At 56.7% G+C, this 16505-nt stretch carries 18 protein-coding genes; 9 read left to right on the top strand and 9 right to left on the bottom strand.

Annotated elements, in window-relative coordinates:
- Positions 1-15 precede the first annotated feature (15 nt).
- The 8 genes from FC75_RS06275 to pplA all read right to left on the bottom strand — a co-directional run bounded on the left by FC75_RS06275 (position 16) and on the right by pplA (position 5903).
- Positions 16-840 (bottom strand): alpha/beta hydrolase, encoded by an 825-nt coding sequence (locus tag FC75_RS06275; protein ID WP_054662388.1) that lies wholly within the window; start codon positions 838-840, stop codon positions 16-18.
- Position 841: 1 nt separating this feature from the next.
- A complete protein-coding gene (gene nusG / locus FC75_RS06270; protein WP_056989425.1) occupies positions 842-1387 on the bottom strand; it encodes a transcription termination/antitermination protein NusG in 546 nt (181 codons plus the stop codon).
- Between the two features lie 100 nt (positions 1388-1487).
- The gene (secE, locus tag FC75_RS06265) at positions 1488-1658 is read right to left on the bottom strand and encodes a preprotein translocase subunit SecE (protein WP_056989424.1); all 171 of its coding nucleotides are present in this window, start codon (positions 1656-1658) and stop codon (positions 1488-1490) included.
- A gap of 12 nt (positions 1659-1670) precedes the next feature.
- Positions 1671-1820: a 50S ribosomal protein L33 gene (rpmG, locus tag FC75_RS06260; RefSeq protein ID WP_056989423.1), complete on the bottom strand. Its 150-nt coding sequence runs from the start codon at positions 1818-1820 to the stop codon at positions 1671-1673.
- A 31-nt stretch (positions 1821-1851) separates the two neighbouring features.
- Positions 1852-2844 carry a UbiA family prenyltransferase gene (locus tag FC75_RS06255; protein WP_056989422.1) on the bottom strand — a complete coding sequence of 331 codons (993 nt, stop codon included), beginning with the start codon at positions 2842-2844 and terminating at the stop codon, positions 1852-1854.
- A complete protein-coding gene (locus FC75_RS06250; protein ID WP_056989421.1) occupies positions 2841-3785 on the bottom strand; it encodes a 1,4-dihydroxy-2-naphthoate polyprenyltransferase in 945 nt (314 codons plus the stop codon). Before FC75_RS06250 ends, FC75_RS06255 begins: the two co-directional genes overlap by 4 nt.
- Positions 3786-3800: 15 nt before the next feature.
- Positions 3801-4874, bottom strand: a complete 1074-nt coding sequence (locus FC75_RS06245) for an FAD:protein FMN transferase (RefSeq protein ID WP_056989420.1) — start codon at positions 4872-4874, stop codon at positions 3801-3803.
- A gap of 105 nt (positions 4875-4979) precedes the next feature.
- The gene (pplA, locus tag FC75_RS06240; protein ID WP_054662394.1) at positions 4980-5903 is read right to left on the bottom strand and encodes an extracellular electron transfer flavoprotein PplA; all 924 of its coding nucleotides are present in this window, start codon (positions 5901-5903) and stop codon (positions 4980-4982) included.
- Between the two features lie 318 nt (positions 5904-6221).
- On the opposite strand from pplA, the gene FC75_RS06235 reads away from it, so the two are divergent.
- The 4 genes from FC75_RS06235 to FC75_RS06220 all read left to right on the top strand — a co-directional run bounded on the left by FC75_RS06235 (position 6222) and on the right by FC75_RS06220 (position 10207).
- On the top strand, positions 6222-8120 hold the full coding sequence (locus FC75_RS06235) for an NAD(P)/FAD-dependent oxidoreductase (protein ID WP_056989419.1): 1899 nt from the start codon (positions 6222-6224) through the stop codon (positions 8118-8120).
- 142 nt (positions 8121-8262) lie between these two features.
- Positions 8263-8673, top strand: coding sequence for a NusG domain II-containing protein (locus tag FC75_RS06230; protein ID WP_056989476.1), 411 nt, complete (start codon positions 8263-8265; stop codon positions 8671-8673).
- Positions 8670-9233, top strand: coding sequence for a Gx transporter family protein (locus FC75_RS06225; RefSeq protein ID WP_054662397.1), 564 nt, complete (start codon positions 8670-8672; stop codon positions 9231-9233). Before FC75_RS06230 ends, FC75_RS06225 begins: the two co-directional genes overlap by 4 nt.
- Positions 9230-10207, top strand: a complete 978-nt coding sequence (locus FC75_RS06220; protein ID WP_054662401.1) for a polyprenyl synthetase family protein — start codon at positions 9230-9232, stop codon at positions 10205-10207. The genes FC75_RS06225 and FC75_RS06220 overlap by 4 nt, the downstream gene beginning before the upstream one ends.
- 49 nt (positions 10208-10256) lie before the next feature.
- Here FC75_RS06220 and FC75_RS06215 read toward each other — a convergent pair whose 3' ends face one another.
- Positions 10257-10799, bottom strand: coding sequence for a sigma-70 family RNA polymerase sigma factor (locus tag FC75_RS06215; protein WP_082397691.1), 543 nt, complete (start codon positions 10797-10799; stop codon positions 10257-10259).
- A 493-nt stretch (positions 10800-11292) separates the two neighbouring features.
- Here FC75_RS06215 and FC75_RS06210 point away from each other — a divergent pair, with 493 nt between their 5' ends.
- Genes FC75_RS06210 through FC75_RS06190 form a run of 5 tightly spaced genes read left to right on the top strand, consistent with a single transcriptional unit; the run spans position 11293 to position 16487 of the window.
- A complete protein-coding gene (locus FC75_RS06210) occupies positions 11293-12108 on the top strand; it encodes an ABC transporter permease subunit (RefSeq protein WP_056989418.1) in 816 nt (271 codons plus the stop codon).
- Positions 12101-12826 carry an ABC transporter ATP-binding protein gene (locus FC75_RS06205; RefSeq protein WP_054662410.1) on the top strand — a complete coding sequence of 242 codons (726 nt, stop codon included), beginning with the start codon at positions 12101-12103 and terminating at the stop codon, positions 12824-12826. Before FC75_RS06210 ends, FC75_RS06205 begins: the two co-directional genes overlap by 8 nt.
- Entirely contained in the window at positions 12819-14003 is a 1185-nt protein-coding gene (locus FC75_RS06200) for an acyltransferase (RefSeq protein ID WP_225350687.1), read from the top strand. Before FC75_RS06205 ends, FC75_RS06200 begins: the two co-directional genes overlap by 8 nt.
- Positions 14000-15529, top strand: a complete 1530-nt coding sequence (locus FC75_RS06195) for an AMP-binding protein (protein ID WP_056989417.1) — start codon at positions 14000-14002, stop codon at positions 15527-15529. Before FC75_RS06200 ends, FC75_RS06195 begins: the two co-directional genes overlap by 4 nt.
- Entirely contained in the window at positions 15519-16487 is a 969-nt protein-coding gene (locus FC75_RS06190; protein WP_054662416.1) for an aliphatic sulfonate ABC transporter substrate-binding protein, read from the top strand. The genes FC75_RS06195 and FC75_RS06190 overlap by 11 nt, the downstream gene beginning before the upstream one ends.
- Positions 16488-16505: the final 18 nt, after the last annotated feature.

The following is a 16505-nucleotide window of genomic DNA, read 5'->3' as shown; positions in this document are numbered from 1 at the left end:
CAAGATGAATCGCGCCTAACCTGCTGTCTCGTGCAGCGGCCACAGGAACGTGGCCACGTCTGCATCGACCAGTCGGTTCTCGTGCAATAAACTGTGCGCCGCCCGGGGGCCGCGAATCACGACTTCGGCGTACCGCGCCACCCGGTTCTGCGCCAGGTAGCGGATCGCCAGCGCGGAATTCACGCCGACCGCCCCGTCGTGCTGCGACCCGTTAAATAAATCGCCGGCCACGTTCAGCCAGCGCAGCGTCTTTGGCAGGTCCTGTGCATGCGCCTGGAAAAAGTCGTAAATCGGCGCCGTCTGAGTCGGCCCAGCCGGGCCCAGCGGCCAATTGAAGATCTTGCCATTCTTGGCCACTTCCCGGTCGTTGTACGGCGCCGCCAGCGAGATCAGTGTCGCCACAGGCACCTTCGGCCTGCTGACCGTGTACAGCAACGCCGTGATCCCGCCCATTGAGTGTGAAACCAGGTTGATCGCCGGAAAAGCTGCCTGCTGCTGCAGCGCTGCGATCACGTTGGTCAAACCGGCGAACTGCTGCTGGGGGCGGATCTGCTTGTCGACAAAGAGCACCTGCACGGCCACGTGCGGACCAAACGCCAGCCGGCCCCGCAAATGCACGGCGCCATTGCGCCGAACGATTGCCACGACCTGCTTGTCAACTGGAAGACGTCGCAGCATGTGCCCGAAGGTGTAACGGGTGCCGAAGTAGCCGGGCACAAACAGCGTGGGGATGTGATCCGCCACCGCCACCTTGCGCTGCTTGTCCGGGTGCCCCAGCGAGTACAAATCAAGGGCGAAGGCGATCAACGCCCCGCCCCCGATCACAATGAGCCAAATCATCTTAAAGTTTGTCGACCTGATCGTAGTCCAGGTCGGCGGACACTTCACGTTCGAACATGTTAATGGTCGCCTTCAGCTTCTGCTTGTCCGGATCGTTGGCCGTGATTTTGCCCTTCATGCCAGCAAACGCGCCAGCGATGATGGTGATCGTCTCGCCCACTTCAAAGGATAGCGTGGAATGCGTGGTGGCCATGCCCTGTGAGTGCAAAATGCTGGCCACTTCGTCCGGCATCAGCGGATTGGGCTTGGAGCCACCGCCGTGAGAGCCGACAAAGCCGGTGACGCCTGGCGTGTTACGCACGACGAACCAGGATTCGTCGGTCATGACCATTTCGACCAGCACGTAGCCGGGGAAAATCTTTTCCATCTTGACCTTGTCCTTGCCGTCCGTTTTTTCGTGCTCTTCCTCTTCAGGAACGATCACTTGGAAAATGTAGTCTTCCATGTTCATCGAGGTGACCCGAGACTCAAGGTTCGCCTTGACCTTATTTTCGTAACCAGAGTAAGTGTGCAGCACGTACCAGAGCTTTTCAGCTGATTCAGCCATTGTTTTTCTCCTTTTTTATGACAAATAAAAAACCGTCGCCAGAAGGCTTCGGTTTTTGCGCTGAGTCCAGTATACGCCAGAGCCAGCCTTGATATCAAGATTAAAAAATGAACGCCTTCAGGATCAACAGGATGACCCAGTCTGCCAGAGCAAAGTAGGCAGCGAACAGAAGCGACGTGATGATGACGGTGGTGGTGTCGCGCCGGGTTTCCTTGGCGGTCGGCCAGGTAACCAGGGTCATTTCATGAATCACACTTTTGATAAATTTCATCGCTGGTACCTCCTACTTTGTCTCGCGGTGCTCTGTCTGGCGCCCGCAGTACTTGCAATACTTATTTAACACCAGGCGCTCGGTCCGCCGCGGGTTCTCCGGAACAAAATAATTCCGGTGGCCACAAACGGCACACGCCAAGGCGACTTTTTTAACGGACATGAAGCACCCCTCCTAGCTTCAAACCATGTTATCAGAAAAAGCCAGGCACTGCAAGGTCGACCGCGATGCAAATGAGCAGCAGCACGGTTTCGCTGCCGAACGTCAGCAGCAGGTTGGCCACCGCCGTGTTGAATGTTTTCCCCTTATCTTGCACCGCTAAAAAAGCGTTGATGTTCTGCCGCACTCGCGGCCACATGAACACCACCAGCAGGATCGGCCACGGCAGCAAGCGCAGACCCACGGCCAGCACAATGGCTAGGTAAGCGGCTGCGGGCAGCCACGGGTAAATTTTCAGTGCGCGTGCCTTGCCCAAGTAATACGGCAGGGTGAAGCGCTGGTTGCGCTGGTCCTGCGCCAGATCGCATATATTGTCCGCAAACATGATGGTTCCATCGAGGATGACGATCGGCAGCGCGAGGAAAAAGAGTTCCAGAACCAACGGCACATTGCCGCTCAACACAAACCGATTCCCAGTCAGCGTCAGCACGATCGGCTGGGGCACGATATTGACAAACACCGCGATGAACACGGCGCCAAATCCTTCCACCGTGCCTGACAACACCTCGCCGGAAGGAATCCGCGAGAGCGGCACCGGCCCGAAAGTGTAGAAAATTGCCACGAAAATGCCTAGCCCGCCAATCAGCAGCAGGCTGAGGTTCGTGCGCCACACCAAGATCAGCCCCGCGGCAACCGCGATGGTCAGGAAAAGCCCCATCAGGGCCAAAACCCGGCGCGGCGACAGGTGCTCGCGGCCGATGATGTTTTGCGTCTGCCGGTAGTGCTCGTCTTTAGCCTTGTAAAAGTCCTGGACATTGTTAAACCCGGTGACGAACAAAGCGATGCTCATCTGGCCGACAAAGTACACCAGCGAATTCACCCAGTTGAACTGGTGGAACCCCCACCACGCGTACAACACACCAAACAGGTAAGGCAGAAAACTGCACAGCTTGGCCGGCAGCCGAATCAGCTCAAAAAACAGCGGCCAGGTCAGCGGCCGATACGCACCGTGAACCTCTTTACTCATCGGCTCACCCCCCAGCAGACGGCCAGCCCAAGCATCAGCGCCAGATTGGCGACCGTCATCGTCCGCAGCGCCAGACTAAACGTGGTGGCCTTATCAGGGTGTGCAGTGAAGCGCCGCGCATCGCGCCACACCAGCGGCAGTGGCAAGAGCGCCAGCAGGATCGGCCACGGCAGCAGCCGCAGCACAGCTGCCACCAGCACCGCCGCAAACCCCACCAGCGCCAGAACCAAGTACAGCCAAGCCGCATATTTTGGCCCCAGGTACATGGGCAGCGTCACCCGGTGGTTGCGCTTGTCCTCCTCGATATCAGACATGTTGTTGGCCAGCATCACGTTCGCAATTGTAGCCATCGGCGTGATGCACACCAGCCCCAGCGAAAGCAGCGCCAGCCAGTTGCCGCTCAGACTCAGCGTCGGCCACGCCAGCTGCAGGTTTAGCAGCCGACTGGCATCGACGTTCACATAGGTCGCAATCAGCGGTATGCCCAGTCCCATCGTGAGGCCGGAAAACACTTCGCCAAGCGGCAGGCGCGACAACGGCAGCGGACCAAACGTGTAGAAGATCCCGATGGCAAAACATACCACGCCGATCAGCAGGAGCAGCCAGTCCGTGCGGGCGCTCAGGACCAGACCCAGCCCAGTGGCCAGGATCAACAGCGCGAGCACGATGCCGCGGACTAGGCCGACTGACAAATGGGCCTTGCCGATGATATTCACGGTGCGGCGGTAGTGGTCATCCTTGGCTTTCTGGTAATCCATCAGGTTATTCAGCGCCGTTGTCATCATGTCAAACGCCAGCATGGCCACAAAAAACAGCCCGGTGTTCACCCAGTTGAGCTGGTGATAATATGCCAGCGCGAACAGCGTGCCAACGCCGAACGGCAGAATGCTCGCCAGTTTGGTGCGCGCTTCCACCAGCGTCAAAAACTCTTGGACAGACATCAAACTCCCCCAGTGTTATTTCAGTGTCGCGAGCTGATAGCCCGAATTCTTCAGCAGCTGGAACCTGTTCTTCAAGCCACTGGAGACGTAAACCTTCTTGTCCTTAGTGATGAAAATTGCCTCGGCGTCCTTCTGCTTTTCGATGAAGGCCATGCCATCACGCAGCCCTTTGTCGAAGGTCGCGGTGGACAGCGCGTCCCCGTCGACTGACTTTTTAGTGACGATCGACACGCCCATCAGATTATTTTCAAACGGGTAGCCGGTGCGCGGGTTCATCAGGTGCGAGTAGTTGTGACCGTCCACCACTAGGTGCCGCTCGTAGATTCCCGAGGTCACCACCGTCAGATTCGCCCCTGGCACCGTGCCGATTGAGGTGCCGCGCGGCTTCTTGGGGTCCTGAATGCCCACGGTCCACGGGCGGTTCTCCGCCTTGGGACTGTGCCCCATCACAAAAATGTTGCCGCCCAGGTCGATGATAGCCGTATTGACCCCGTCTTTTTTGAAGACCTTCACGACCTCGTCGGTGATGAAGCCCTTGGCGATGCCGCCCAGGTCCAACTGCATCCCCTTCTTTTTCAGGTACACGGTCTGCTTGCTGGGATCTAGGGTCACGTCAGCGTAGTGCACCAGCGGCAGGACGCGGTCGATCTCGGCCTGGCTTGGCTTGCGCGCATCGGGGAAGCCAATGTGCCACAGGCTGGTGACCGGCCCAATCGCTAGATCAAACGAACCTTGCGAGCGCTGGCTGTACGACTTGGCGTATTGAATCAGCCGGAAAACGTCCTTGGAGACCTTCACCGGGCGCTCCCCGGCCGCCTTGTTCACGGCGTCGACCTCAGAGCCTTTTTGGTTGACGGTAATCTTCTTCGCCAGGCTCCTGACCCGCGCGAAGCCGTCGGCCACCGCGCCGGCTTTGCCCTTATTGTAAACACTGAGCGTCACCACAGTCCCCATCAGGAACTCAGTCGACTGGTGCGGTGTTTGGATCACTGCTGCCAGTTTTGGCTTGGGCGTGGTCTTTTGACCGCACGCCGCAAGCGGCAAGGCCAGCGCCAGCAGTACAAGCAGCGCCTTAACACTTTTTTTCATGATGCGCCCCCTTCACGTTTTCTTCTATTATACAGAGATACAGAAACCAGCCAATAAAAAAGCAGCATCCGCGAGGACACTGCTTTCGCACTCGGTTGAGTGAACTTATTCAGCGTACACGATGTTCGAAACCTTGATTGGGGTCTTATTGCCGGCCTGAGCCGCGTTGATCAGCTGTTCAGCGTAGAGGATGAAGGTATCGGAACTGTCAGTCGCACCGGAAACCACATCGACTTCGGCAGGCTTTTGCGTCTTGACCAGCGCGTCGTTGAGCTTCTTGGTGTACTCCTTAGGCCCAACGCCGTTGACCTTCTTCATGCTCTTTTCGTACTCAGCATCTTGGGTCTTGGACTTGCCGTTCTTGTCCACGTTGTCGTACTTGCTTTGCGTAATCTTGCCGCCAGAAACGACGATGGAGAAAACGGTGCGGTAGCCGTGGGAGTAGTTTTCCTGTTCCAGCGTGTAAGTGCCATCCTTCATCTTTGCAGTGTTTTGAACTTCGATCTTCTTGGTGTTGCCAGCCTGGGCCGCCTGAACCAGCTGCTGCGCGTAGTTCTTGAAGGTCAAACTGGAATCAGTGGCACCGGAAACCACGTCGATGGCGTTCGTGTTGGTCCCGTTCTTCTTAAAGGAATTGTTCAGTGCCGGAATGTATTCCTTAGGGCCAACGCCGGCCTGCTTCTTCATGGTCTTTTCGTATTCAGTGTCCTTGGTCTTGGACTTACCATTCTTGTCCACGTAATCATAGGTGGTCTTGGTGATCTTACCATTGGCAACGGTCATGCCCATTTCAACCTTGTAGCCGTGGTCGTAGCCGGTTTCATCAAGCGTGTAATCCCCGTCTTTAAGCGGTGCGCCAGCGGTTTGCTTTTGGGCCTTGGCACTGGATGAAGACTTCTTGGCAGTCTTGGACGACGTCGTCTTGCTAGACGAGGAGTCCTTGCTGCTGGAGCTGCTGCCGCAAGCGGCCAACGTCAAGGCAGAAAGCGCGATGATGGAGATGCTTGCCAAAGTCTTAGATAATTTCATTTTCCGATACCCCTTTTGAATAAAATTGGCGAACTTTGTGTTACATTTCACACAAACCAAGTGTAAACACCCGAGTCGTAAAATGCAACAAAAGCCGAACATTTATGAGCGCTTTCTCATATTTTTAGGAATCCGTTTGCATTGCTTGACTATCAGTGATGGAAGTGCTATTTTCCCGCCTTTTTAATGTCGTGACACCGTTCAAAACTGATAACCAGTCGGACGCGAATGCATAGACAACAACCGGGTTTTAAATGTATAATCGGTGTTGCAATTTAATTGTTTTGCGGAATTATTCACATCTAAGGAGTGTTACTCATGGCGCAAAAAAATATCGTCATCGTGGGTGCCGGATTTGCCGGTGTTTACGCGACGAAGCGATTAGCCAAACATTTTAAGAAGGATAAGGACGTGACGATCACCCTGATCGACCGTCACTCCTATTTCACCTACATGACCGAACTCCACGAGGTCGCCGCCGACCGGGTGCCGGAAGACGCGATTCAGTATGACCTGCAGCGGCTGTTCGCGCGGCGTAAGAACGTCAAGTTGGTCACCGATACCGCGACGACCATCGACCGAGAAAAAAAGCTGGTCAAAACCAAGCACGGCGCATACCCGTACGACTATGTGATGCTGGGCATCGGCTCTCAGCCGAATGACTTCGGGACCCCTGGCGTCAAGGATTACGGCTTTACCCTGGGCTCCTGGGAACACGCCATCGCGCTGAAAAAGCACATTCAAGACGTGGTCCGGCGCGGTGCCGAAGAACACGACCCGGCCAAGCGCAAGGCGCTACTGTCCATCGTGGTCGTCGGCTCCGGCTTCACCGGCACTGAAACGATCGGTGAACTGCGCGACTGGCGTGACAGTTTGGCCAAGGAAAACAAGCTTGACCCGAGTGAGATCACGTTCACGCTGATGGAAATGGCCCCGACGATCATGAACATGCTCGACCGCTCGGATGCCAACAAAGCGGAGCGCTATTTGCTTAAAAAAGGCGTCAAGGTCATGAAGAACACCGGCGTGGTCGGCGTTCACGAAGACCATGTCGACCTGAAAGACGGCTCGACCTACCCGACCTCAACGCTGATTTGGACCGCCGGCGTCAAGGCCACCGACGAAGCTGCCAAGTTTGGCCTGACCCAGGCGCGCGCCGGCCGCATTGTCGTCAACTCGCACATGGAAAGCCAGGACGATCCGGACGTTTACGTTGTCGGCGATGTTTCCTTCTTCGGGGGCAACTCCGACCGCGGCGAGCCACAAATCGTCCAAGGCGCCGAAGCCAGCGCTAAAACTGCGCTGACCAACATTGAAAACAAAATGGCTGGCAAGCCCGGCGATGTGGATTACAAAGCCTCTTACTCCGGCTTCATGGTTTCGCTGGGTTCTCGTTACGGCGTTGCCAACCTGATGAACATTTTCCATCTGTCCGGTTTCTTCGCCATGCTGATGAAACACCTCGTCAACATGCTGTACTTCCTGCAGAACTATAGTGGGTACTACTTCTTCCAGTACCTGATGCACGAATTCTTCCGCACCAAGAACGACCGCAACCTGATGCGCGGTCACACGTCTCGTCAAGGCAACGTGCTGTGGGCAGTGCCCGCCCGCATCTTCCTGGGCCTCATGTGGCTGGTCGATTGTGCCGGTAAGGTCTCAGGCAAAGAGTCCTGGTTCCTCGACAAGCTGCGCCTGCCGTTTGACTGGCTGCAGCCGGCCACGACCAGTGGCGCTTCAGCCGCCGGTGCCGACGCGACTTCCGCTGCCAGTGGTGCTGCCAAAGCTGCGGCACCGGCAGCCAAAACCGTCTTCTCCCTTTCTTATCAGTACGGCAAGGAACCGATGATGGTCTTTGACAAGATGCCAAACTGGATGTACACGATCACCAAAGCCATGATTCCAAACCAAAACGTGGCCTTCTTCATGCAAAAGTCGATGACGATCATTGAGATCCTGATCGGCTTGGCACTGGTCGCCGGCCTCTTCACTTGGCTGAGCGGTGCGGTATCCGTCGCGTTCACCGTCATCTTCTGCCTGAGCGGCATGTTCTACTGGGTCAACATTTGGATGATCCCAATGGCCATCGCCGTTATGAACGGCTCCGGTCGGGCCTTCGGGTTGGACAAGTGGGTCGTGCCTTACCTGCAGAAGACCTTCGGCAAGTGGTGGTACGGCACACCAAAGGCCTTGTACGGCAGCGATACACCGAAATAGGTGACGTTGCCAGGGCTGAAGGTTCTGGGGTAGACTAGCCTCGGAACCTTTTTATTTGGCGGAGTCGACTGCGGCCGGCTCCGTTGCTTTTTGAAGATGCAGAAAGGAGGCAGTCAGCGTGAAGCACAACAAGTATTTAAAAATGATCCGCCCAGGCGACATCATCATCATCGTGCTTCTGCTGGCCGCCTCGTTCATTCCCTACCTGGTCTTTGCGCGCCAGCAGGCAAAAGCGCAGGGGCCTTCCGCCGGCACCCGCGTTCTGACCGCCTATGTCACTCATGACGGCAAGCAAGTGTACAAAATTCGCCTCACCGGCCACCGCGGCACCAGCCGCTACCACTATCAGGCCGGCAGCGAGTATAACGACATTGTGACGACCGGCGACCAGATTCAGATCATTGACGCCAACTGTCCGGACCAGGTCTGCGTGAAAAAAGGCAGGATCTCGAAGCCCGGTCAAACCATCGTGTGCCTGCCGCACAAGCTGCTGGTCGAAATCAAGTCCAGCACCGGCAGCGGCACTAACGGCGGCGGGATGGTGACGGAATGAGGCGGCGCGAGTACCGTCCAGAGCGCACCCGCCAAGTCATTTACATCGCGCTCCTTTGCGCGCAAGGCGTTATCATTGGGCTGCTGGAGCGCATGATCCCGTTTCCGTTTGCCTTTGCGCCTGGCGCCAAGCTGGGCCTGGCCAACCTCATCACCATTGTGTCGCTGTACACCATGAGCGTGTCGGACAGCTTTTTACTGATGGTGCTGCGGCTGCTGCTGACGACGCTGCTTGGCGGCACCCTTTCGACTTTCATGTACAGCGGGGCGGGCGCGCTGCTGTCCTGGCTGGGCATGCTGCTGCTCAAGCAACTTGGCGAAAAGCGCGTGTCGATGATCGGAATCTCCGCGGCCGGCGGCATCCTGCACAACGTCGGCCAGCTGCTCGTCGCCAGCCTGATTGCCCAAAGCTGGACGGTCATGCTGTACCTGCCTGTGCTGTCGTTCATGGGGATCCTCGCCGGGCTGGCAGTTGGTATCGCCGCCAACTTTCTGTTCGAACACATCGACACGCTGAGACGATTACGCTTTGACCACGCCAAAAAAAGGAGTCACACATGAAGATCCACGCCATGTGGCAGGACTACCCGGAGCTTGCCCCCGACCTGACTGCCACGCTTGATTTGATTGATCAAAACATCCATCCCGACAACCCGAAAGTGGCTAAGGCGCTGGTCCAGATGATCAACGCCGGCGGCAAGCTGCTGCGGCCCGCCTACTGCCTGCTTTTCAGCCAGTTTCATGCGGTTGATCACCAGAAAATCATCGCGCTGGCTGCCGCGGTGGAAACCCTGCACACGGCCACGCTGATTCACGATGATGTGATCGACAAGTCCCCGGTGCGGCGCGGCGATGCCACTATCGCCGCTCAGTTCGGCAACGATGTCGCGGTGTACGCCGGCGATTACCTGTTTGTGGTCTGCTTCCAGCTGATCGCGCATTACGCCTCGGACCTGCGCTCAGTCCAGCAGGACTCGGCCTCCATGGAACGGATTCTTAACGGCGAAATGGCGCAGATGGCGCGCCGCTACAACCTTGACATGACAATCAGCGACTACACCGAACAGGTCACCGGTAAAACCGGCCAGCTGTTCGCCTTAGCAGCCTTTATCGGGGCATACGAAAGCGGACAGCCGCTGCACTTCGCCAAGAAATGCGAGACCATCGGGCTGAATATCGGCATCGCCTTTCAGCTGATGGATGACATTCTGGATTACACCAGCACTAACAGTGCGATGGGCAAACCCGTCCACGAGGATATCCGCCAAGGCGTGTACTCAGCACCGCTGATCCTGGCAATGGCAGATCACCGCGCCGAGTTTGCGCCACTGCTAGCCAAACAGGCAGCCATGACCCACGCGGACGTTCAAACCGTGCTGGGCCTGATCGACCGTTACCACGGTGTGCCTCAGGCGCAAGCCCTGGCCCAGCAGTACACAAAAAAGGCAGTGGCTGGCCTGAGCACCCTGCCTGCCATGCCCGCCCGCGCCACCTTGATTCGTCTGACCAAGCAACTGCTGACCCGTCAAAACTGAGCGGCTAAACGAACGCCCCTGCGACTTTTTAAAATCGCAGGGGCGTTTGCTAGTTCAGCTGCTCATCAAAGTACCGGGTCAGTTTCACCTTGCTGCGTTCAATGGCCCGCCGGTAGGCTTGCCTGGTGGCCTGGTCTGAGTTCTCCAGGACCACCAGTAGCCCTCGCCGCTCCAACGGGCTCAACCCGTCAACATAGCCCGCCAGTTCTGAACGCAGCACGAGGTTATCCTCGATCCGCTGCCCAGACGCAAAGCTGGGCGGCAGGATGGCGCCAGGATTGGCCATGACCATCGCAGTCGTATCCGCGGCCCGCTTTTGCGCCAGGTGTTTGCGCAGCAACGAGCGAATGTGGGACAGCAAGACCAACCGATAAAACGGGCCGAACTTGGAGCCTGCGGTCCCATCATACCGTGCGATGGCCTTGAGCATCGCGATTCTCGCCTCCTGGAGCCAGTCATCCCGCGTGTAATCCCGAATGTAATAAGACTTCAACACAGTCAGCACCAGCGGCTTGTACTGCGCAAACAATTGTGCAAACAAATCCGAATCGGTGGCTGCCTGGTGGATCATCAGTATCTCCTCTGGTGTCATGATCTGCACTCCCCCTCACTTTTTAAAAGCGCTTTCATTATATCAAGGGGTTAACTGATTGCCTACGAAACGGGAGTTTGCCATTGCTTGTGAGCAAATGCTGTGCAAGCAAAAATCTTCGTGCGGCGGCCTTTTAGGGAACGGTCGATCCGCTTGGGCTAACCATTTCACAAAAACATTTTCAATTTTTACATGATTGCAGAGATAAGCACGAAATGATTGGACTTCAGGAAAGCCGTTGGGAGGACACACACCCTGATGAGGCCGCACAATTTAGCGTTTTCATTCTTTGAGTGATTTTGAGCAGGCCAACACATTTTAAGTATGAGCCCTTGGCTGACCTGAAAACGCCGGCTCCAAAGCATTTACAATCATTTTTAGAAGGCCTAAAATGATTTTTATCAGTGCTAACTTAGCTAACTCTTAATATTTTCACATAATATTCAATTTTCATCGGTAAGATTGCTTCATCAGTCTTAAGGGGGATGTATTCATGGACCAAACGTCCGACTCGTCCGCGGGAAACCCGCGGTCTTTTACTGTTAAATGGCGGAACCTGCTGCCGTGGTTGATTCCGGTGATTCTGATCTTGTTCTGGCAGCTGGCCGTATCCGCCGGCTGGGTCAACTCGAAGCTGTTGCCCTCACCGCTAGCCGTGGTCCAAGACGGCGTGCACTTGTGGCAGACGGGTGAGCTGCCGAAGAACATCAGTATTTCACTTTACCGCGCCACGACCGGCTTTGTGATCGGTGGCCTGGCCGGCTTCATTCTGGGCCTGGCCAACGGCTTATCCAAAATCAGTCGGCTCCTGTTTGATTCCACCATTCAGATGCTGCGCAACATCCCTCACCTCTCCCTGATTCCGCTGGTGATCATCCTGCTGGGCATCGGGGAAACGGCCAAGATTTCGCTGGTGACCATTGGCGTGATGTTCCCTATCTATATCAACACGTTTCACGGCATTTCCACCGTCGACCCGAATCTAATCGAAATGGGTAAGTCTTACGGCCTAAGCAAGCGTCAGCTGTTCACCAAGATCATCTTTCCCGGCGCCCTGCCAACGATTCTGGTCGGCGTCCGCTACGCCCTCGGGGTCATGTGGACGACTTTGATCGTGGCCGAGACTATTTCCTCAAACTCCGGAATCGGCTACATGGCCAGCAACGCCCAGGAATTCATGGACATGGAAACCGTCCTGCTGTGCATTGTGATTTACGCGCTACTGGGTAAGGTCTCTGATTTGATTGCCAAGGCGCTTGAAGACATCTGCCTCGACTGGCAAAAGAAGGGCGGTGCCGTCAATGACTAAGCCAGTGGTAAAACTCTCCCACATTTACAAGCAATACGGTGACAATCATGCACTGCGCGACGTTTCCTTTGACCTGCAGCCCGGTGAATTTGTCGCGCTGGTCGGCATGTCCGGCGGCGGCAAAAGCACCCTGCTGCGGCTGATTGCCCAGCTCGAGCTGCCCACTGCCGGAACGATCGAGTACGCCGACGAAAACCTTGTGACCAGGGTCATGTTCCAGGACGGCCGGCTGCTCCCGTGGATGACGACCCTCAACAACGTCTCCTTTGCGTCCCACGACGCCAAGGTCCAGGCCCGCGCCCAAAAGACGCTGGCCGCCGTGGGCCTGGCAGGCTTTGAACAGACCTACCCGACAGAACTGTCAGGCGGTCAAAAGCAACGGCTGGCGCTGGCCCGCGCGCTGATGGCGGACCCAGAGCTACTGCTGCTTGACGAACCGCTGGGCGCTTTGGACGCCCTGACAAGGCGCAACATGCAGTCCTTTATCACAAAAATCTGCGATGACAGTCACCTGACCACGCTGCTGATCACCCATGATGTTGACGAGGCCGCCCGCATGGCCAACCGCGTGATCGTGGTCAAAAATGGCCGTGCAGTTTACGAAACGGCTGGCGCCAAAGGTCAAACTCCCGAAACAGTGGCCCGCGTGGCCGACCAGGTCCTGAAAGTGATCCTGGCCCCAGACGAAGAAGCAAAGGAAGGTGAACGGCTTGGCTGAAACGGCCCCCAAGAAGAAACGTAAATACCTGTACGAAGTTGATATCATGCGCATCATTTTCATCTTCGGGGTCTTACTCAACCACACGACGACCGCCTTCACCCACGCGATGACCGACGCCACCGGCTGGGCGCACACGTCACTGCTGGCCACCCATTTGCTGATCCACTTTACCCGGATGGGGTTCATGTTCATCACCGGGCTGGTGCTGACCCTAAATTACTACCACCGTGACGATTGGCCGACGTTTTTCAAGAAGCGCTTTGCCGGCTCCGGCTGGCCGTACCTGCTTTGGAACATCATCCTGCTGGTCGGTAGCTGTCTGCTCGGTTTGCCGCCGTTTACCTGGAAGACCTTCTGGCCGACGCTGACCTCAGCGATTCTCCACGGCGACCAGTTCTATCTGTACTATATCGTGGTGACTCTGCAGCTTTACGTCTTGTTTCCGTTCATAGTGCTGCTGTTTAAAAAGGTCAAGAACCATAATGCGATCCTGGCCGTCTCGGCGCTGCTTCAACTGGCCATTGTGACTTTCATCAAGTACCGCTACCAGTTTATGGACCGCTCAAACTTGCCGTGGTGGGTGGCTTCCTACGGCATTAATGTGTTCACCTACCAGTTCTACTTCATTTTCGGCACCTACGTCTCGCTGCACTACAATGCCGTGCTAGCATGGCTGCGCAAGTGGCACCGCTGGGTCATCGGCATCACCATTGCCATGTCCTTTGGCACGGTGCCGTACTACTTCTGGAACCGCGACGTACTCGGCTATGCCCACAGTTATGCCGTTTCGCCGCATCAGCCGTACATGTTCGTTTACGACACCTTCATGATCCTGACGGTGTTCTTCATCGGCCTGAAGTACGCGGACTGGCGCAAACACGGCATCCCCAAGGGCGTCGAGACCTTCGTCAAAAACGGCTCAAAAGTCTCCTTTGGGATATACCTGGATCAGACCATTGGCTTGACGATTCTGGGCTACCTGATGCCGTTTCTTCACCTGCCCGATTGGGGCTACCTGGTCCTGATCCCGGTGGGCTACGCACTGGTGTTAGGCATTTCGTTTGCCTTGGCCTGGTTCTTCTACAAGGTGCCGCCGTTTGGCATCCTGATTGGCCGGCCGCAGTGGCACATTTTGAAAAAGAATCGTAAACCTAAAGGAGCAATCGCAAAATGACTCGTGTCAATGACTTACTTGCACAACAGAATCAGCGCCACAGCGCAGACCCCATTCTGAAAGATCTGACTTTGGACCGGTGGTTCACCGGTGCCGATTTAGATCAGGATATTGAAACCCTTCAGCAGGCCTTCGCTGCAGCCGGCCTGGGCCGCGGCGACGTGCTGACGGTGTCGCTGGCTAACTCGGCAGCCTACTTCACGATCGACCAGGCCGCCTGGCAAAAAGGCATTGCCGTCCACCCGTTATCCCCGACCACCCCAGTATCCGAACTGGTTGCCGACCAAACCAGCCACGACTACCAGGCCATGCTGGTCGAGCCGGCCATGGCTGAGCAGCTGCACGGCGCTCGCTACCGCAAAACAGCCCTGTCTCTGCTCACTTTCCCAAGCCTCGTGCTGATCACCCTGCCGGCCGAGCTGCAGGACAAACCGGATCAAAGTGCGCCGACTGAAGAGGACGTTGCGCTGATCATGTCGACCTCTGGCACCACCGGCAAGCCGAAGCGCGTTGGCCTGTCGCAGCGCATCGTGTACAACGCGGCCAGCCACGATGCCCCAAGCAATCGCATGAGCGAAAAGTCCGTCGCGCTCATCACCATGCCGCTGTTTCACATCAACTCCCAGGTCATGGTCGGTCTGTCAATGCGGTACGCAGACGCCAAGATCGTGGTCGCACCGAAGTTCTCCGCCTCGCGTTACTGGGGCTGGATGGCGCAAGACGGCGTGACCTGGACGGCTGTGGTGCCGACCATGATCTCGATCCTGCTGCTGAACGACAAGGCCAACGCGGCCTACCAGGAGCTGAAGGACCAGGTGAAACTCGAGTTTGTCCGCTGTTCCTCATTTGCCTTGCCGGAAGATCAGCTGGTCGAGTTCCAGAATCGGTTTAACACGCGCATTATCGAAGGCTACGGCATGACCGAAGCTTCCAGTCAGTGCACCATCAACCCGTTTGACGCGCCAAAAATCGGCTCGGCCGGCAAGCCAGTCGGCACCGACGTTGCCATTCACCACGCCGATGGCAGCTTTTCCGCCGCTCCCGGCACAGTGGGTGAAATCGCGATCCGCGGCGATCACGTCATTGATGCCTACCTTGACCCGCATCCGGATTCTTTTAAGGATGGCTGGTTCCTGACGGGCGATTTGGGCGAGTTCGACGCAGACGGTTACCTGTTCGTGAAGGGCCGCACCAAGGAAATCATTTCCCACGGCGGTGAAAAAGTGGCCCCTGCGCACGTGGAAAACGTGCTCGACGAACTCGACTTTATCGCCCAGCTCTGCGTCATCGGCACGCCGGACAAGCTCTACGGTGAAGAAGTGACCGCAGTCATCGTGTCCACCACGCCTGGGGCCAATGAGGACGCCCAGCGCAAAGCCCTGCTCGACTATGGCCGCAACCACCTGGCTAAATTTGAAACGCCGACCCGGGTCATTTTCCTGGATGATTTTCCGCGCAATCAAACTGGCAAGGTCTTGCGGCCGCAGCTGAAGCAATGGATCGCGGAGGGTAAGCATGAAATCTAAACGTGTCAAAGTCAGTATTCTGCTGGTGCTGCTCGCGGCCTGGCTGGGCGTGGCCGGCTACGGCTACACCCAAACCCGCCCCAGCAGCAGCAAGACCCAGCTCACCCGGGTCGTCATCGGCTACCAGAAAGCCGATCCCGCTGACATTTCCCGTCAGCACGGTGAGTTAGCGAAGAAGATGAAGGCTGACGGCTACCAGGTCGTCTTCAAGGAGTTCCAGGACGGGGCCGCGCTCATGACCGCCTTAAAGTCCGGCAACATCAACTACGCACGGCTTGGTGACACCCCACCGGTCGTCAACCAGGCCAACGGACTCGACCTCGTCTACATCGGCGCCGGCGCCTCGAAAGAGTACGGGACCGGCGTGCTGGTCAAGAAAAATAGCGGCATCAACACCCTGGCCGACCTGAAAGGCAAGCGCATCGCCTACGCCAAGGGGACCGCGGCACAGTTCGCCATCATCCAAACGTTGGCCAAGGCCGGGCTATCCCTGAACGATGTCAAACTCGTCAACATGGACCAGGGCGCGGCCTCAGTCGCGTTTGCCAAGGGTAGCGTCGACGCTTGGGTCACCTGGGATCCTTACACCGCCACCGCGCAGGTGCAGCAAAACGCCAAGCTGTTGACCAATGCCAAGGGCCTGGCGAAAAACCGCGACTTTGTGGTTTCCACCCGCAGCTACGCCACCAAACACACGGCGATTTCCAAGGCGCTGATCAAGTACATGAGCCAGGACATGAAATGGGCCCGCACCCATCACACTCAACTGATCAACATGCTGAGCAAGACGCTCAAGCTCTCGAAACCCATCATCAAGATGGACGTCGAGCGGCGCACCTACTCCATGACACCGGTCACCGACGACATCGTCAAGGAACAGCAAAAGATTGCCGACGTCTTTTATGAACAAGGCCTGATCAAAAAGAAGATCCAGGTCAAGGACGCGCTGCTGAAATAACGCTCGCCCAACTGATGC

The organism is Lacticaseibacillus camelliae DSM 22697 = JCM 13995 (genome assembly GCF_001436615.1).
Classification (GTDB): Bacteria; Bacillota; Bacilli; order Lactobacillales; family Lactobacillaceae; genus Lacticaseibacillus; species Lacticaseibacillus camelliae.
This window is presented reverse-complemented; position numbering and strand designations above follow the sequence as displayed.